The 16,368-nt window shown below is 66.8% G+C and carries 8 protein-coding genes; 3 read left to right on the forward strand and 5 right to left on the reverse strand.

The features are described 5' to 3' along the window. Positions 1 to 461: 461 nt before the first annotated feature. From ACFHW1_RS10655 to ACFHW1_RS10675, 5 genes are all read right to left on the reverse strand, one after another. On the reverse strand, positions 462 to 1,115 hold the full coding sequence (locus ACFHW1_RS10655) for a hypothetical protein (protein ID WP_416551639.1): 654 nt from the start codon (positions 1,113 to 1,115) through the stop codon (positions 462 to 464). 195 nt (positions 1,116 to 1,310) lie between these two features. Beyond that, positions 1,311 to 2,648, reverse strand: coding sequence for an acyltransferase family protein (locus ACFHW1_RS10660; RefSeq protein WP_416551641.1), 1,338 nt, complete (start codon positions 2,646 to 2,648; stop codon positions 1,311 to 1,313). A 333-nt stretch (positions 2,649 to 2,981) separates the two neighbouring features. Next, positions 2,982 to 13,019, reverse strand: a complete 10,038-nt coding sequence (locus ACFHW1_RS10665) for a DUF6531 domain-containing protein (RefSeq protein ID WP_416615312.1) — start codon at positions 13,017 to 13,019, stop codon at positions 2,982 to 2,984. 9 nt (positions 13,020 to 13,028) lie between these two features. Then, the gene (locus ACFHW1_RS10670) at positions 13,029 to 13,877 is read right to left on the reverse strand and encodes a hypothetical protein (RefSeq protein ID WP_416567567.1); all 849 of its coding nucleotides are present in this window, start codon (positions 13,875 to 13,877) and stop codon (positions 13,029 to 13,031) included. Continuing rightward, positions 13,874 to 14,293: a YbaB/EbfC family nucleoid-associated protein gene (locus tag ACFHW1_RS10675; protein WP_416551646.1), complete on the reverse strand. Its 420-nt coding sequence runs from the start codon at positions 14,291 to 14,293 to the stop codon at positions 13,874 to 13,876. The genes ACFHW1_RS10670 and ACFHW1_RS10675 overlap by 4 nt, the downstream gene beginning before the upstream one ends. Positions 14,294 to 14,632: 339 nt before the next feature. Here ACFHW1_RS10675 and ACFHW1_RS10680 point away from each other — a divergent pair, with 339 nt between their 5' ends. The 3 genes from ACFHW1_RS10680 (at position 14,633) to ACFHW1_RS10690 (ending at position 16,354) form a co-directional block, all read left to right on the forward strand. Next, positions 14,633 to 14,953 (forward strand): WXG100 family type VII secretion target, encoded by a 321-nt coding sequence (locus ACFHW1_RS10680; protein WP_416551648.1) that lies wholly within the window; start codon positions 14,633 to 14,635, stop codon positions 14,951 to 14,953. A 45-nt stretch (positions 14,954 to 14,998) separates the two neighbouring features. Then, positions 14,999 to 15,301, forward strand: a complete 303-nt coding sequence (locus tag ACFHW1_RS10685) for a WXG100 family type VII secretion target (protein ID WP_416551650.1) — start codon at positions 14,999 to 15,001, stop codon at positions 15,299 to 15,301. Between the two features lie 96 nt (positions 15,302 to 15,397). Beyond that, entirely contained in the window at positions 15,398 to 16,354 is a 957-nt protein-coding gene (locus ACFHW1_RS10690) for a hypothetical protein (protein ID WP_416615314.1), read from the forward strand. Positions 16,355 to 16,368: the final 14 nt, after the last annotated feature.

The raw sequence follows: 16,368 nt of genomic DNA on the forward strand, positions 1-16,368 counted from the left end.
TGCGGCGACGCGTTCGTCGATCCGCCGGTGGCCCGGTTGGATGCCACCAACAGGGCACGCTCGGTCCGGCCCATGTACCGGGCCGTGTTGTCGACCTGGCTCTCCAACGCCCGGATGACGCCTCGGGCGATGTGGTACCCGGATGCCTGCATGACCGTGCCGTGGAAGGCCCGGTCATGCTCGTGGTACGTGCTCGCCTTACGCCAGGAGCTGACCGCGATCCGGTACGCCGGCCGTGCGTACCCAGGCTTCCGGGCTGTCGCAGTCGTGCACGGACCGCCACCGGTCCCGCACGCGCGGGCGTACGCCTCCGCGACCGCGTCCTCGGCGTCGGTCCGGTTGCCGAGCACCACGGACAGGTGTCCGAGCACCGTTGGGCCGACGCGGCGTAGAAGGCGTCGAACTCGTCGGCGTCACGCATCCGCCGTGCTCCGCCCGTCACCTGGTCGTTCCTGCACCGGTCACCGGGTCGGCGCCGGCCCGTTGTCGGTCAGCCGGAACCCGTCCGGGGGCGGCGAACCGTCGCCGTGCTCCTCCAGGATCAGCCCGGAGCGGGCCGAGGTGCGCAGGTACGCCGACCTGTTGCTGATCATGAAGGTGTCGTCGGCGCCGGTGTCGGCCGCGACGATCGCGAACCGCTGCCGGGGGTCACCGGTGTCACAGGCTGCACCCTCGATTGACAAGGATCCCCCGTCTCCCGGGTTGTGCACCCGCCAGCAGACCGGGTCACCGGCGCCGGGGCCGCCGCTGGTCCCCTGGTAGGACTCGATCAGGAACAGCCGCCCCTGCAACGGGACCACGACGAACGACTGGCGGCCCTCGTCGTCGTCGACCTCGGCCAACCGTCCGTCGTCGGTGATCGACAGCCCGGACTCGAACGCCTCGGCCCGCACGATGGTGACCTGCCGGGTGCCGGACAGCACCTGCGGCAGGCCACCCGTGGGTGCCGTCGGCTCCGGCGGCGGTGCCAGGCTGGTGGTCGGGGTCCCGGTCACCGTCGTCGGGTCCGGGTCGGACGTCGGCGTCGTGTCGCCGGCCGGTGCGGTCGTGCCGCACGCCGCCACCGCGCTGGCCAGCACGGCGATTCCCAGACCTGTGATCCATCGGCCCGTCACCACGTTCTCACCCTCATCCGTCTGTCGGTGACCCGGCGGCGACGGCTACCCGCCCGCCGCCGCCCGGGGTCCGGTCGATGTTCCCGAATCGACCGACATACCCCCAGACGTGTGGCGGCGGCGCCTGGTTTCAGCGGTGCACGTGGACTTGCGGCGACCTGGCGCACGTGCGCCAGGCGTCCCCACACCAGTCCGTCAGCCGCGTGGAGTTGGCACCTGGCCAACGTCTCCGTCACCTGCCGCGGTGCCGTTCGTCGCAGCCGAATAGGCATTACGACCGCCCTGGTAGGCGCTTCGTGGCAGTACGGAGGACCGTCTGCCCGCCGGACCTCGTGCGGCTGCCGGCCTGGCCGGGGCAGGGCGGGCGGGTCGGGGCAGGCGGGCGACATCGAGAGCCCGCAATCTCATCGCGGGCTTCTCGACAAGATGCCACGACGGTACAGCGAACAGCATCGTGCCGACGATCGACAACAGAATATACGATGACATGCCGTACTCGGCCACGCCGACCAGTGCCAGAACTTGCTGTACCGGGAATGCGTAGATGTAGATTCCGTACGAGTAGTCCCGCCCACGGCCGATCCGTCCGAGCCGTCGCGGAAGCGCGACACCCAGATATATGAGCAGGTACGCGTAGGCTGGCAGTCCGACAACGACGAATCCGCCCCACAGTAGGCTGATCGCGAGCAGGACGGCCGCCAACGCAGCCAGCCGGCCGTCCATCGGTATGCGATGCATATAGCAGCGGACGGCGGCGCCCAGCACAAAAAGGAAAGTCAGATACAGCAGCCAGTCAGAGGTGAACGAGCCGATCAGCGGAAACGGGCCGACCGCCCCGACTGGAGCTGGCCGGAATGCCCATGTTGAGGCAATCGAAATGTCACGAATAATTAATGCGTAGCCGAATAACAGGATTGCCAGCAATGCCCGCGGAGCTAGGCGCAGGACCGAAGTCACGCCGAGGACAGCGATCAGGCCGTAGCACACGAGTTCGTACCGCAAGCTCCACAGTGATCCATCGAACGCGCTCGGCCCACCCATCATCTGGCCGAACGGAGTAGACGACAGCAGTCCCGATATCGGGTACTGCTCCATGGCGGTAAACCAGTTGGCCGCCAGGTAGGAAAATGGACCTTGAGGATGACTCCAGAACCCTCGCATCGTACCGTTCTCGTACAGCGCGACCAGCGGAGCCACCACAAAGGCGGTGACGAGTAGACACACCCAGAAGCCGGGAAAAATCCGAAGCACCCGATGCCAAGAATACCGCAAGACGGAGTGCTTGAGTGCACTTCCCGTGATCAGGAATCCGGAAACCACGAAGAATCCCTGGACCGACAGCGAACCGAGCTCGCTCTGCCCAGCTGAGATGCCGTAGCCAAGGCTCGCCGCGCCGTAGCCCAGCGGCCAGGCATGCGCCACGAGGACACCAAGGGCCAGGGCCAGGCGGATCAGCCCGAACGAATTGCCGTCCGGCACGTACCGGTCGGCAAGGCTCGGCAGACTGCGACACATCGCCGCATGCGCACTCAACACGGAACTCCTCAGGCCGGACCGCCTCATTAATGAAGGCCGGGGTCTCGCGCTGGTCACCGACGCCCCCAGCACCGGGGACAATCAGGTCGTCCCCTTACCGAAAGAACCCTAACGCCCGCAGACTGACGAGTAGACTCGATTCCAAGAACGACATGCCTTTCTTCGGCGAAGCCGGTTGACTAACGTGAAAGGCCGTCCGATATCAGCCGTGCCGGAGACCTCCCGGCAGGCGCGGTCGGCCAGGCGGGTCGTCTCCGGCAGCCGGTAGTGCGGCGTCAGCTCGGGGTGGACCTGCCCCGCCCACCACGGGGTGGGCGGGGCAGGCGGGAATCAGCGGACCGCTGCCGCGGCCGTCCGCGACTCGGGCAGGTAACGAGCCGTCGTCGGGTCGTAGTACCGCAGACCGTCGTACTGCAGACCGGTCTCGACGTCCAGGTACCGGCCGCCGAGCCGCACCGGCGTGCCAGGTTGGTCGCCCAACCGGCGGCCGTCGGTGCCGACCAGCTCCGGCGGGGCGTCCGCGCCGCCGGTCACCACCGCGTACACCGTGCCGTCGGTCAGCTGCGCGACCGGGTACGCCAGCGTCGGATGGTATTCCCACGCCGTCGTGGTCACCTGGCCGGTGCCGTCCCGGTGGTGCTGCTCGACCAGCAGGTCACCGGACCACACGAATCCCGTCTCCTCCAGCACGGTGCCGTCCCCGTCGAGGCGCTGCTTGGCGATTCGCCGGCCGAACGCGTCGTACCGGTACCGCCAGTGGTTCCCGTCGGGAGTGGTGACCGTGGTCAGCCGGTCCAGATGGTCCCAGGTGAGCCGCCAGTCGCCGTCGGCTCCCGACCGGATGCTGGGCCGGCCGGCGGCGTCCAGCGTGTACCGGACTTCGGCCGGACCGTCGCCGTCGCGGGTCTCGTCGTCCGCCGGCGGTTCGACCGACAGACCCGCGTCCCAGGACCGGCTCACCTCACGCCCGCCGTCGTAGCCGAACCTGAGCCGTTGCCCACCGGCCGCCAGTAGCAGGGGCCGGCCGGACTCGTCGTACGACCACTGCGTCACCGCCCCGGACGGTCGGGTCCGCGCGGTCACCGCACCAACCTGCTCGTCGTAGGCGCTGGACACCGTGTGCCCGTTGACCGCCTCGGCGATGACCCGGCCGAGCGCGTCACGCTCCAGTCGGATCTTCGAGTCGGCGTCGTCGGCCGCGACGATCCGGCCGGCCGGATCGTAGGTCAGCCGGGTCACTGACTCTCCGGTTCGCTGCTCGATCACCCGGCCGAGCAGGTCGTACGTGTAGTGAGTGACCTCACCGGCCGCGTTGGTGTGTTCGACCAGCTGACCGGCTGCGTCCCACGCGTACCGCTGGGTGCGACCGTCGAAGTCGGTCTCCTCGACAAGCCGGCCGTTCGGGTCGTACGAGTACCGCCAGGTCCGGCCCTGCGGGTCGGTGATGGTGGTCAGCCGCAGTTCGGTGTCGTACGCGTACTCGGTGCGGTTGTCATCGTCGATACGTGCCGTCACCAGGTCGAACGCGCCGTACTCGTAGTAGGTGTGTCGGCCGTCCCGGGCGACCGCTTCGACCAGGTTGCCTTCGGCGTCGTAGCCGAACTCCTCGACGCTGCCGTCGGGGTGTTCCCGCCAGGCCAGTTCACCCTCCAAGGTCCAGCCGAGTCGCGTGATGCCCTGACCGGTGCGGACTCCGATGGTCCGGCCCAGTTCGTCGTAGCGGTAGTGGGTCTCGCCGTCACCGGTGGTCATCGATGTGACCTGACGTATCGCGTTGCGTACGACGACCGCCGAACCGACCTGGACGGCCGTACCCCGGCCGTCGTCGGTCGGCCGGTCGAACCGCACCACTTCGCCGCTGGCGTCGACCTCCGCGAGCACCCGGCCATCGGTGTCGAACTCCCGGGTGATCGTGGACCCGTCGAAGTCCGTCCGGGAGATTTCCCGGCCGTGTTCGTCGTACCTGGTCGTGGAGCGGCTGCCGTCGGGGCGGACGACAGCGGTCTGCCGTCCCTCGGTGTCGTACTCGTAGCGGGTCGTCCGGCCCAGCGGGTCGGTCCGAGTCAGCAGCCGGTACGCGTGGTCCCACTCGTTGCGGGTCGTCGCGCCCAGCCCGTCGATCTCCGCGACCACCTGAAGGTGGTCGTTGAGTTCGTAGGTGTGCACCGCGCCGAGCGAGTCGGTGACGACGGTCCGGCCGTCGGAGTACTCGAACCGGTAGCGCAGGTAGCCGTTCTTGCCGTCGGTGTCGACGCAGCGGCCCGCGTCGTCGTAGGTGTAGGTGTACCACTCACCGTTGCGGTCCTCCCAGCGCACCATCCGGCCGTCGGCGTACTCGAAACGCTCGGGGTCGCCCGAGGAATTGATCACCTCGGTCAGTTGCCGGTCCTGGTCGTAGCCGTACCTGCTCGCCTCCACCAGCAGCCCGTCATGGTCCGGCAGTCGCAGCGCCGTCACCAGCCCCTCGGACGACGAGATCTCGATCGTGGCGCCGGCCGACGAATGAAGCTCGGTGACCGTGCCGTCGTCGTCACGGGCGACCGACCACCGCAGTCCGCCGTCGGTGATGTCACTGACCAGCGATTCTCCGTGGACCGCCGGGGCGAACAGCGATACCCGACCGGACACCGGGTCGGTGAGCAACCAGCCTCCGCCCACGAGCCGGCGCAGCGGCCATGCCCGCCCGATCGTCGGCAGCGCCGTCTCACCCTCACCGACCAGTGGATAGGTCAGGATAGATCCGTCGGAGGCCAGGTAGCGCACCTGCTCACCGTCGATGATGACCCGCTGGTCGATGGGTGAGGCCCAGCTCGGGCCGAACGACCGTCCCCAGCGGTAGTCGGAGCGGTACGTGCGCACCAGCGGCAGACCCGGCACCTCGGCATCAGTCTCGGTGAGAATCATGCGGCCGGTGGTGACGTCGATCGGGTCGCCCTCGCAGTCGGTCTCCTTGGTGCTCTTCGCTGTGTGGTGCGGCGAATTGTCACCGAAAGACGGTCCCGCGTAGGTGCTGGCGCCACTGTAATACGAGTCGCTGCTCGCCGAAGTATCGTGGGGAACGTGCGAATAGGCTACAGCTTGCGGATACTGCCTGTACGCTGCCTGTGGCGCATTGTCCTGCTGTGGGTACTCGTCCTGGGTATACGAGGGCCCGGATCTTGGCGGCGAGTGCCGGGAGGATGAAACGGAATACTGACTCGACCGCCTGCGTGTGCTGAAGTAATGCGGCGGCTGCCCCCCAAGTGGCGATAGGGGAGTGGAGTCCTGGCGTGCTGGCTGCGGGCGTCCCTGAAATAGTTCGCCCCATACCTCTTCCACGTTTCGGCGCGCCGGATCCAATTGCCTATATCTGCCGAACGGTTGATTGGCAAATCGTCCGGGATGTGGAGCTGAATCGTCGCCGGCCGTCTCTGCAATGGTGTTGTGGCGCGTTGGTGGTACGGCGATGCTGTCAGCCGAGCCGAAACGCATTCCGGCTAGGCCCTCGGAGATATCTGCGTCCGAGGAGCTTGCGCTCGACCACCTACCGTCGTTTGGCGCTTCTGCAAGGAGTGCTAGCCGGTCGTGAAGTAGTTTCGACCATTCATTGCCGAAAAGGTAGTGATACTCCGAGATTAGCGCCTGTAGTGAATCGTGGTCCTGTTCGACGCTGAGAAGCGATCCTGGGTTCTCATCCCGTCCGTCACCGAACAACTCGGAAACTACGTGGACAAATTTACTGTCGTCGTCATAGGCGGCCGATTCTCCTGGCTGAGGAAACTGCAGTCCGGCGCGGATATTCTCCTCTCGTCGCCACACAAGCTGTTTGTAAAGTCGCTGTTGTTGTACGTTGAATGAATCAGTGGTCTCGCCCTTTCTGAGCTTCGGGACCTTTTCGTCGTAGGAGGCCCTGCTGCGTACAACGTACTCATGCGACCTGGCAATCATGTTGTCGGAAACGAATTCCCAGGTGATGACGCGGAGTCCGGTGAGCTGCCCGCTGGCAACGCGGGAAAACAAAGCTTGCACTTCGGTGTCGTGTAGGACGCTGGGAACCATGACAGCCTTGAGGACGTGGGCATCGACTATCCCACCGGAGACGCTCACGAGCTGATTGGAGAATTTCTCCCACATCTCTATCAATCCGGGGGGATAGTCATTATATGATTTCGTGCCAAATGTCAGGTCATCGAAGATGGTGCCTGCTGGTGTTGTCTCAAGGATGCGCGCACCTACTGAGTTGGTGATGCGCTCGGCGACGGCGGGTCCGATTTTTCCCCAAAGTGCGAGGTTCGAGCTAAGTTGATCAGCCTGCTCGATGAGCATGGTTTCGAAGTTTGGATCAGACTGATGCTTTTTCCACCACTTGGCGTGTACGGAGAAGGCGAGTCGATCGGCTAATCCCTTAGCGAACGCGGCGACCCTGGTGGTGCCAAACTTGCCTGCTGACCTTGCTTGGATTTCGTCTAAGGATTTCCCTCTTGCTTTGAGCTGCAGCTCATACTGAATCTGCTCCTTGAAATCTTTGTAAAGCTTGCGCAGGCTGCCGTCGTTCCACAATTTGTCATACTGAGAAAGTCGCCTTTCAACCTCCCTCCAATCCTTGTTTGCCTGCTCTATGGCAACTGTTGACTTGGGCTCGGGGATTGGTGGGAGTTTTTGTTTTACGTCTGCATGTGACGATCTTCTCGACGACGATGACGAATAGCTTGTAGGTGAGTCGACAAGGTATCGGCTGGGGCTCTCAGCTGGGTGTGCACTGGAGACAGATGAGCCTATCAGTTCGGTATTTGATGGAGGGCGCCCATGCCTAGGATGATGACTGGGTCCGCTGTGCGAATGGCGCTTTCTCCGGTGCGAGCCGCCATCCTGGCTGGAGCTGTCCGATTCACGTGAGCTCCGTCGACTGCTGCCGCTGCTGCTGCCGCTGCTCTGGTTCTTGCCCACGCCGCAGCCGGTCAGGCCGAGCGGATCGGCGATGGTGAGGGGGTCGTCGACGTACGCGGTCGGGTTCGGTCCGCCGGCCAGGCCAAGAGGATCCGGGCTCAGGTAGCGGGCCGTCGCCGGATCGTAGTAGCGGAACCGGTTGTAGTGCAGTCCGGTCTCGACATCGTGGTACTGGCCGGGGAACCGTAGCGGGGTGCCGGCCGGGTCACCGCCACGGCCCCACAGGTCACCGCGCGACCACCAGCGCAGCTGACCGCCGGGCTCGATCAGATGGGTCGGTGTCCCGATCAGGTCGGTGACGACGGTGTTCACCCCCTGGTCGCCGCCGGTCTGGGTCACCGGTGCCGAGCCATCGGGCCAGTAGTCCCACGAGATGGTGTCGGCGCCGTCGGTCTGCTCGACCATCAGGTCGCCCGCCCAGGCGAAGTACACCTCCTCGGCGACCGAACCGTCACCGGTGAGGCGCTGCTTCGCGACCCGCCGACCGAAACCGTCGTACCGGTAGTGCCACTGGTCCCCGCCCGGCGTGACGACCCGCACGAGCCGGTCCTCCGCGTCCCATACGAACCGCGAGGTGCCCCCGGCGTCGGTCCGGGCGATCAACCGGCCGCTGTCGTCGTAGTCGAACCGCGCGTCGTCCGACCGCAGGAGCATGCTGCCGTCGAACTCCCAGTGCCCGTCGCCCACGCCGGCGAGGCCACCGGCCACGTCGTAGTGATATCGCTCCCGCGCCCCGCCGGCTGCGGTGACCGTGCGGATCCGTCCGACCTCGTCGGCCTCGAACGAAAGGTCGTCGCCGAGGGTGTCGGTGATGCCGATCACCCGGTCGTTGCCGTCGTAGTCGAACCCGCGTACGGCGACGTCGGCGATGTGCTGCGCCGACAGCCGGCCCGCGGCGTCGTACGTCTGACGGAGCGCGACCACCTCGTCGACGGTCCGGCTGACCTCCCGGCCCGCGGCGTCGTGGCCGAAGCGCACCACGTGCCCGCCGGTGACGAGCATGACCGGCAGGCCATCCGCGTCCATTGTCCACCGGCTGGCCCGACCCGACGGCGTGGTCCGGGCCACCACCTCGTCGCCTTCGTAACTGGTGCGGACGGTACGGCCGTTGATGCTCTCCGCCACCACCCGACCCTGGTCGTCCCGCTCGAACCGCACCACCGCGTCCGGGCTGGTCACCTCGGCGAGATAGCCGTCCGCGTCGTACCCCAACCGGGTGACCAGGTCGCCGACGCGGCGCTCGACCACCCGGCCGAGCAGGTCGTAGCGGTAGTGGGCGGTCTCGCCCGCCGCGTTCGTCCGGCTGGTCAGCTGCCCGGCGGCGTCGTAGGCGTAGCGCTGGGTGCGGCCGTCGTAGTCGGTCTCGGTGACGAGACGACCGGCTGCGTCGTAGGTGTACCGCCATACCCGGCTACGCGGGTTCGTCACCGCGACCAGCCGCAACTCCGTGTCGTAGCTGAACTCGGTACGGTTGCCCGCCTCGTCGATCCGCGCCGTCGGTAGATCGAACGAGCCGTACTCTATCCGCACGGAACGCCCCAGAGCATCGATAGTCTCCACCAGATTCCCTTCGCCGTCGTAATGCCATTCCTGAGTGGAACCATGTGCGGTCGCGCGCCAGGCCAGGTCACCCTCGGCCGTCCAGCCGAACTCGGTGACGGTGCCATCGGGCCGGCGTGCCAACCTGATGCGGCCGAGGCCGTCGCGGACCAGTTCGGTTCCGGGTACGAGATCGGTCGGCGGCTCGTCGTCACCGGCCGGGTGGTGGCTGCCGTCCGGGCGGATCGTCGCGGCCAGCCGCCCCTGGTCGTCGTACGTGAAGCGGGTCGTCCGCCCGAGCGGGTCGGTCCGTTCCCGCAGCCGGTACGCCGCGTCCCACCGCGACCGGGTGACGCCGCCGAGCGGATCGACTTCGGCGACGACCTGGAGCCGGTCGTTCAACGCGTACTGGTGCACGCCGCCGAGTGAGTCGGTCACGACGGTGCGACCGTCGAGGTATTCGAACGCGTACCGCAGATGCCCGCCGGCACCATCGGTGGACACGCAGCGGCCGGCGCGGTCGTAGACGTACGTGTACCACTCCCCGTTGCGGTCGTCCCACCGGACGATCCGGCCGTCCTCGTCGTAGCTGAGCCGCACCGCGTCACCGGACGAGTTCCGTACCTCGACCAGCCGGCGTCGCTCGTCGTACCCGAACGCCGGCAGCTCTACCTCGTCGTCGCCGTCGGCGGGCACGAACAGCGCCCCGGTCACCAGCTCCCCGGAGGTACGCAGCTCCACCTGGTCCCCGGTGGATGACGCCAGGAGCACCGGTGCGCCGGTGTCTTCGCGGACGACGTGCCACCGTCGACCGGCCGCCGCGACATCGGACAGCATCGCCGCACCGTCGCCCCCGGCGGGGGCGAACAGCAGCAGGGCACCGTCGGTGACGAGTGCCCAGCCACCGCCGACCAGCCGACGCAGTCGATCTGGGCGGCCGAGGACCGGCAGCACCTCGTCGCCCTCGGCCGGCAACGGATAGGTGAGGATCGAGCCGTCGGCGGCCAGGAACCAGGCGTGCCGGTCGTCGGTCACCACCCGTTGGTCCAGCGTCGAGGCCCAACTGGGCCCGAAGGAGCGGCCCCAGCGGTAGTCCGAGCGGTGGGTACGGGTGAGGCGCAGGCCGGGCAGGATCATGTCGGTCTCGGTCAAGATCATTCGACCGGTCGTCACGTCGATCGGGTCACCGACGCACAGCGTCTCGGCGGTCGATTTCACGACCACCGCAGGCGGTACGTCGCGCAACGACCGTCCTCGGCCATGCTCGTACGCGGCGACCGACTCCGGCGCGCGGTCGGCCTCAGCCGGCACCGCAGCTTCGGTGCCCGCGACGGCAGGTGGCGTAGACCGAGCCTCGATCGCGGGACCGTCGACCGCGACCACCGGTGGCGATGTCTCGACCCGGTCGGCGACAGGCCCGGCAGCCGGACGTTGGGGCTGCGGGGATGGCGACTGCGACTCCGTGTGCGCTGCGGGCGCGGCCTGTTCAGCGGATCCGTGCTCGGGCGGGTCCGTGTGGGACCGCGACTGCGGTCGGTGCCCGGCCGCACGATCGGTCCGTCCTGGAACAGCAGCCGGTGGGTGCGCCGGGGGAACCGACGGGTGCGCCGAAGCAACCGAGCTGTCTACCGGCGCAGCCGGCGTGTCTGCCAGGGCTGCCTGGGTGGCTGGCCCCACCGCTGTGTCCAGCGGCGCGAGCGGCACCGGCGACGGTCGGCCCGACGTACCCAGCGCGGGTCCGGTCGTCGACGGGCTTTCTGTCCGGGCGCCGGCCGGCCCGCTCTGCGCGGCCGCCGAGGAGGATATGGCCCCCCCGGGTGACCCGCTGGTCGTGGTGGCGGTGGATGGTGCGACCGGGGCAGTGACGCCGGGCGGTGGGGCGGTACTCGATGACGTGGCGGCAGCCGGTGCCACGACGCCGCTGTCCAGTCCAGGTACGGTGCCGTCCAGTCCAGGTACGGTGCCGTCCAGTCCAGGTACGGTGCTGTCCAGTCGAGGAATGACGCCAGCGGATCCGACGGTAGGCGCAACGACCGCCGCGGCCGGAGGCGTATCGGTATGCGTAACGTCCCGACTGCCCCGGTGCGCGGAGCTCGGGCTTTCCCGGGCAGCGTCGTGCTGCGTACCGGTCGACTGCGGGCCTGCCTCCACGACGATGTCGGCGGCGGACGGCACCGGGCCCAACGGAGCAACCGGACTCAACGGTGGCGGAGAGTCCGCCACGCCATGTGCGGGCTGACCCACAGGAGTGGTGTCGAAACCCGGTAGCCCTCCCCGCCCGTCGTCGGCCGGCGCGGTGACCGCAGGTTGGCTGTCCGGCTGCCCGACGCTACCCGGTTGGTCGCCTGACGGCTGGACGACGTCGGGCGACGGGTCTACGCCGCCGATGGTTCCGCCGTTCGGCGCTACGGGCACCTGGCCCGATGCCAAGGAGTCGCCTTCCTCCGGCGCGGCGGCACCGCCGGGAACGAGCGGAGGCGCGGTGCCACTCGGAACAGTCGGGGAAGCGGGGCTGCCGGCCGGCGGATGCTGATCTCCCTGGGGCGACCCCACTCCGGCTCCGACCGGCGTCGGGGCAAGGTCATCGTCGGTCGGCTGCCCGTGACCCGTCGCGGCATCGTAGGGCGGCGGCGCCTCGTCGTACGGTGTGGGCGCGCCCCCGGGCAGTGCGCCGTCGTACGGCGGCGGCGCACTCTCGGGTGGCGGCAGTTCGGCTTGATCCGGCGGTGCGCCCTCGGGCGACGGCCCACCCTGGCCGGGCGTCGCACTGTAGAGAGGTAGCTGGGCACCTCCGGCTGGTAGATCGACCCCGTCCGACCCGCCGACGGCCGCCGGATCGGTGGAGCCGCCTGCTGATTTCTCCGAGCCGGTCTGGAGCCCCCCGCCCTTCCCGGACGGGTCTTGACCGTACTCGGAACCGCCGCCACCGCCGACGGCTTCGCCCTTCGCGCCGCTGCCGCGCTCAACCAGATTCTTGCGGTCTCCAGGGCCGGCGATGCTGTCGGCATCGGGAGTCTTCTTGTCGTCGCCACCGATCGCCTTGCCGAACTTGTACGCGTTGTGGCTGGCATACGTGCCGACGGCTGACGAGACCGCGGTGGCCAACGGGTTGAACCCGCTTGCCGCGCCGAGCATCGCCATGAAGGCGAACTCGCCCAGCGTCTCGCCTCCCGCCCCCAGACCGGCCTTCCCATGCGAGGTGTTCGCGAGTTTGGGAAAGTACCGTCCGCCGACAAGCTGGAAGCCGCTGGCGAAGGCACCGATCGTGACGCCACCGGCGGCGGAAAGGCCGAGGTCCGTCCAGTCGAAGCCGCCGCTCTTGTTGTCCTTCGCGAGGACGATGCCCTGCGCCGCGACGTTCTCGGCGCTCTCCTGGACCCCCTCCTCGACGGATTCCAGCGCGAGCCGGGCGATGAGTTGGTGTAGCCGGTTCTCCAGCTTGTCGAGCAGCTTCTCGGTAATCTGTTGGCCGATCTTGAGGTACGCCGGGACCAGCGAGGCGCCGAAGCCCGAGGCCATCGCCAGGGCGATGTCGAGGACGATCACGAACGCCGCGACGACGATCTGGACCTGCCCGTAGTCGATCTGCTGGTTGGCCTGGTCGGCGATGTTGCTCGCCACGAGCGCCCGCCGCGTTCCCTGCGGCACCGGATCGGTGATAGTGCGGTGGAACTGGGCGAACGCGTCGGCCGCCGGGCCGTCGAGCTTGCCGTGCAGTCCCGCGCCGAGGGCCTGGATCGCCGCGACGGTGCTCAGCAGGTCCCGCCCGAAGGCGTCGAGTTCGACGCTCAACGCCTTCAGCTCTGGCGGATCGCCCTTGGGGAACCTCTCGCCGACCGTGTACAGAATCGCGTCGTACGCCCACTGCCAGTTCGGATCGTTGGGGATGTTGAAGCTGACCATGAGCGCGGGTCAGATCGGAACGGCGGTGCCGTCGGGTAGGAAACTGACCAACATCGGTTGGTATCCAGGGGACGCCGGGTCGAAGTCGGCGTCATCCCGGGTCCTGACCAGGAACAGCTGGCCGTCTCCCGGGTCGACGGGTCGGTTGTCCGGTCCGGCGACGACGTGGTGGTCCACCAGCGGTTGGACCGAGTCGTAGCAGTTGAGGTCGAGCCGGGCGACGCCGTCTCCGAACGTGTTCAGCTTCTGCAGCTCGTAACCCTCGGGAACCGGGGCTTCGTCGATGAGGACCCCGTCGGTGCGGTAGGTGACATGCGAGGACAGCAGCGGCATCGCGGCGGCGGAGTCGCCCGGTGCTTCGGCTCTGATCGAGAGACTGTGTGTCGGGGTGAGTTGTGTGGCTGGGTTGTCGGTGGGGTCAGGGGTGTCTTCCAAGACTACGAAGTTCTGTGTCGGGGAGAGCTGTACCGGTGGCTTGTCAGTACCGGACGGATCAGGGTGCACCGCCGACCGAGTCGGCAGTACGGCGAACTCGGCACCGATGGCACGGCCAGCCTCGTTGGCCTCGTCCTCGGCCTGCTGGTAACCCTCACCGCTGATCCGTAGCCCCGTCGCGGCGTACTCCAGGGTTCCTCGTACCCCCAGGATGATGCCTTCGACCACATCCATCGTCTGGTCGAACTGCTTCCTGAATTCGTTGCCGATCTCGTCGTCGCCCCACGCGCCGCTGTACCGGGTCCGGAGACCATCGAGACGCCGTAGCTCGCCGTCGAACATGGCGAGATGCCCGTCGTAGGAACGGCTCACCCAGATGACGCCCTCCGGGTCCACCCACAGTGCGCCGTTGACGTCGCTCACGGCTGCTCCGGGTCGAGGCCGAGAAGTTGTCGGACGCCGCCGGTCATCCGTGGTCCCTCAGGCGGCAGGTACATGTCGACACCAGCCTCGCCTCGTACCATCTTGGCGGCGTTCATCCCATAGGGAAGCAGCGGAGCGAGTAGGTCCGCAGCCTGTTCCATGACCAGTTCCTTGGCCTCGGCGAAGGTCTGGAGGATGGTTGCCTGTAGCTCAGCGGGTGGCATCCGCCGGTACGCGCCGGTCGGGAAGGTGATGTCGGTGAGCACCCCGTTCTGCCCGACCGTCACGGTCACCTCACGTCTCGGTGAGGTGGCCGTGGCCTTGATCTTGCTCATCCGTTCCTGGAGGTCCAGCACGCTGCTGCGCTGATGTTGGTACTCCGCGAACAACTTCTCGATGTGATCGTCGAAGCTCATGGGCCGGCTCCCTTCCCTGTGGTCCTCAGTACAGGCTCACGGAGCCAGGTTCTGGAAGCGTGATCGTGGTTCACGGGGACGAACGTGCATGGCCTTTACCCCGTCGCACGCCTCCATGCTCCACCGTCCAATCCCGACCCCGGCAGCCCAACGTGACACGACGGTGACAGCACCGTTCGAGCTAGGGGGAAGTAGGCAGAGTTCCCCGTCATTTCGGACATCCGCTGACCGCTGGGCTTGCTCGTCGTACGGGGCGGCCGGGAACACTCGGGTCGGCGATCGCCGAGCAGGGAGTTCGACGTCGTCAGACCTTCGACGTACGACGAGAGGAGTGTCGTTGTGACCATGCCCGTGGTCCAGACCACCGATCCCGGGATGCAGGCGGCGGCCACCGAGTTCGCCGCCAAGACCCAGGAGTTCACCGGCCACCTGCGCAGTGTCAACACTCAGATGACCACGCTGCAGGCGAGCTGGCGAGGCGACGCCTCGAACAGCTTCAACCAGGCGATGGACAACTGGGAGAGGTCGTTCCAGACCGTGATCAACGAGCTGATGCACATGATGGACGTCATGGGCGTCACGACCGCCGGATACCGAGCCGCGGAGGACGACGCCTCGCAGGCCGCCCGGGACTTCGGGGCCGCACTGCCCGGCATCTGACCCGCTGACCGGTCAACCACCACGCTTCTCAGGAAGGACCCGACGGTGTCCAACTACCGTTTCGACTTCAACCAGGCCGACGCAACACTGTATGACATGAATCAAATCAACGGCCGTATCGCCAGTGCGCTCGCTGAAATGGAGCGCAACGTCGAACGCAGTCTCGAGGAATGGACCGGCGACGCGCGGACGAGTTACTACGCGGCCAAGCTCCAGTGGAACCAGGCCGCGCAGGACATGAGCACCTACCTGGAGCAGGCGCGCCGGACGCTGCTGACCATCTCCGAGAACTACGGCACGACCGAGCAACGGCACACCAAGATCTGGAACGACGTCCGCGGCGGCTGAGTTTCCTGCCGGCTGCCGGGGCGGTACGTCTCCCGGCAGCCGGCTCGCCGCCGGAATGACCGACCCGTACCCAAACAATAAAGGAGATCGACGAAAATGGTCATGATGTGGGATGGAAACGGTGAGCTACTCGTGGAGTGGGATAAACCCTACAGTTCGTCCCTGGATTGGGATAAGCCCAATCGGCCAGCCGCAGATCAAATGGGAATATTCGATAAGTTCAACAGCGGGGAAGTTGACGGATTCCCGAACAAGCATCCACCTGGATGGATCGAGGCGGTCATTGACAAGGTCAACGACGACATTGCGGCGGAGAATGACGGAAAGTGCTACCCCTACCTGAGTGACACCATCGACTGGTCTACCTACAGTGCGGACGAGAAGGCTGCCTACGAATGGTACGAGAGTGAAATCCTCGATTTTGACAAGTGGGACGACCACGTCGACGAATACCACGCTACCGCCGCAAACGAGGACAATGTCTCCTGGGATGACTTCGAGGAGCCTGATTCGTACGACATAGACGGAGACATCGATGCCCCAGAGGTCAAGGCCTATACCGGGGGTGACAACAAGAATGGTCAGCTCAAGGTTAGCACCGAGGCCATCCGGCACTTCGTGCATCAGATCGACAAGATCGCCTGGGAAGGCGGCGGGATGCTGCTTGACGCCGGTAACAGATTCGACGAGCTCGACATCCGGCCCGGCAAGTTCGCCAAAGCGGAGCTGATGCGGCAGAAGCTCGCCGGTAACGGCGGCGATAACCTCGGCCTGATAGGTGACACCAAAGGTCTGCTGGTGCAGGTGCACCGGACGCTTTTTTCGCTCCGCGAGAGCCTGTTGCAGATGGCCAACTCATACGAGCGTACCGAAGAGGGTAACGAACGCACGGGCAAGGACCTCGAGGAGCGAACCGAAGAGTTCAACAAGATGACCGAGGCGCAGTTCGGTCAACACATGGGTGACACGTGGGGGTACCTCGGGGACACCGGCGACTTCGGTCAGGTCTCCACTGATGGTGCCAAGACCGGGGACACGGGCGGCGACGAGTAGGCGCGCTCCCCGAT

The organism is Micromonospora sp. LOL_014, from assembly GCF_048060245.1.
In the GTDB taxonomy this organism is placed as follows: Bacteria; Actinomycetota; Actinomycetes; order Mycobacteriales; family Micromonosporaceae; genus Micromonospora_E.

Excerpts from the sequence above, each read along its gene's own strand:
- ACFHW1_RS10665 (WP_416615312.1), bottom strand. The coding sequence starts at position 13,019 with ATGGTCAGCTTCAACATCCCCAACGATCCGAACTGGCAGTGGGCGTAC.
- ACFHW1_RS10675 (WP_416551646.1), bottom strand. The coding sequence starts at position 14,293 with ATGAGCTTCGACGATCACATCGAGAAGTTGTTCGCGGAGTACCAACAT.
- ACFHW1_RS10690 (WP_416615314.1), top strand. The coding sequence starts at position 15,398 with ATGGTCATGATGTGGGATGGAAACGGTGAGCTACTCGTGGAGTGGGAT.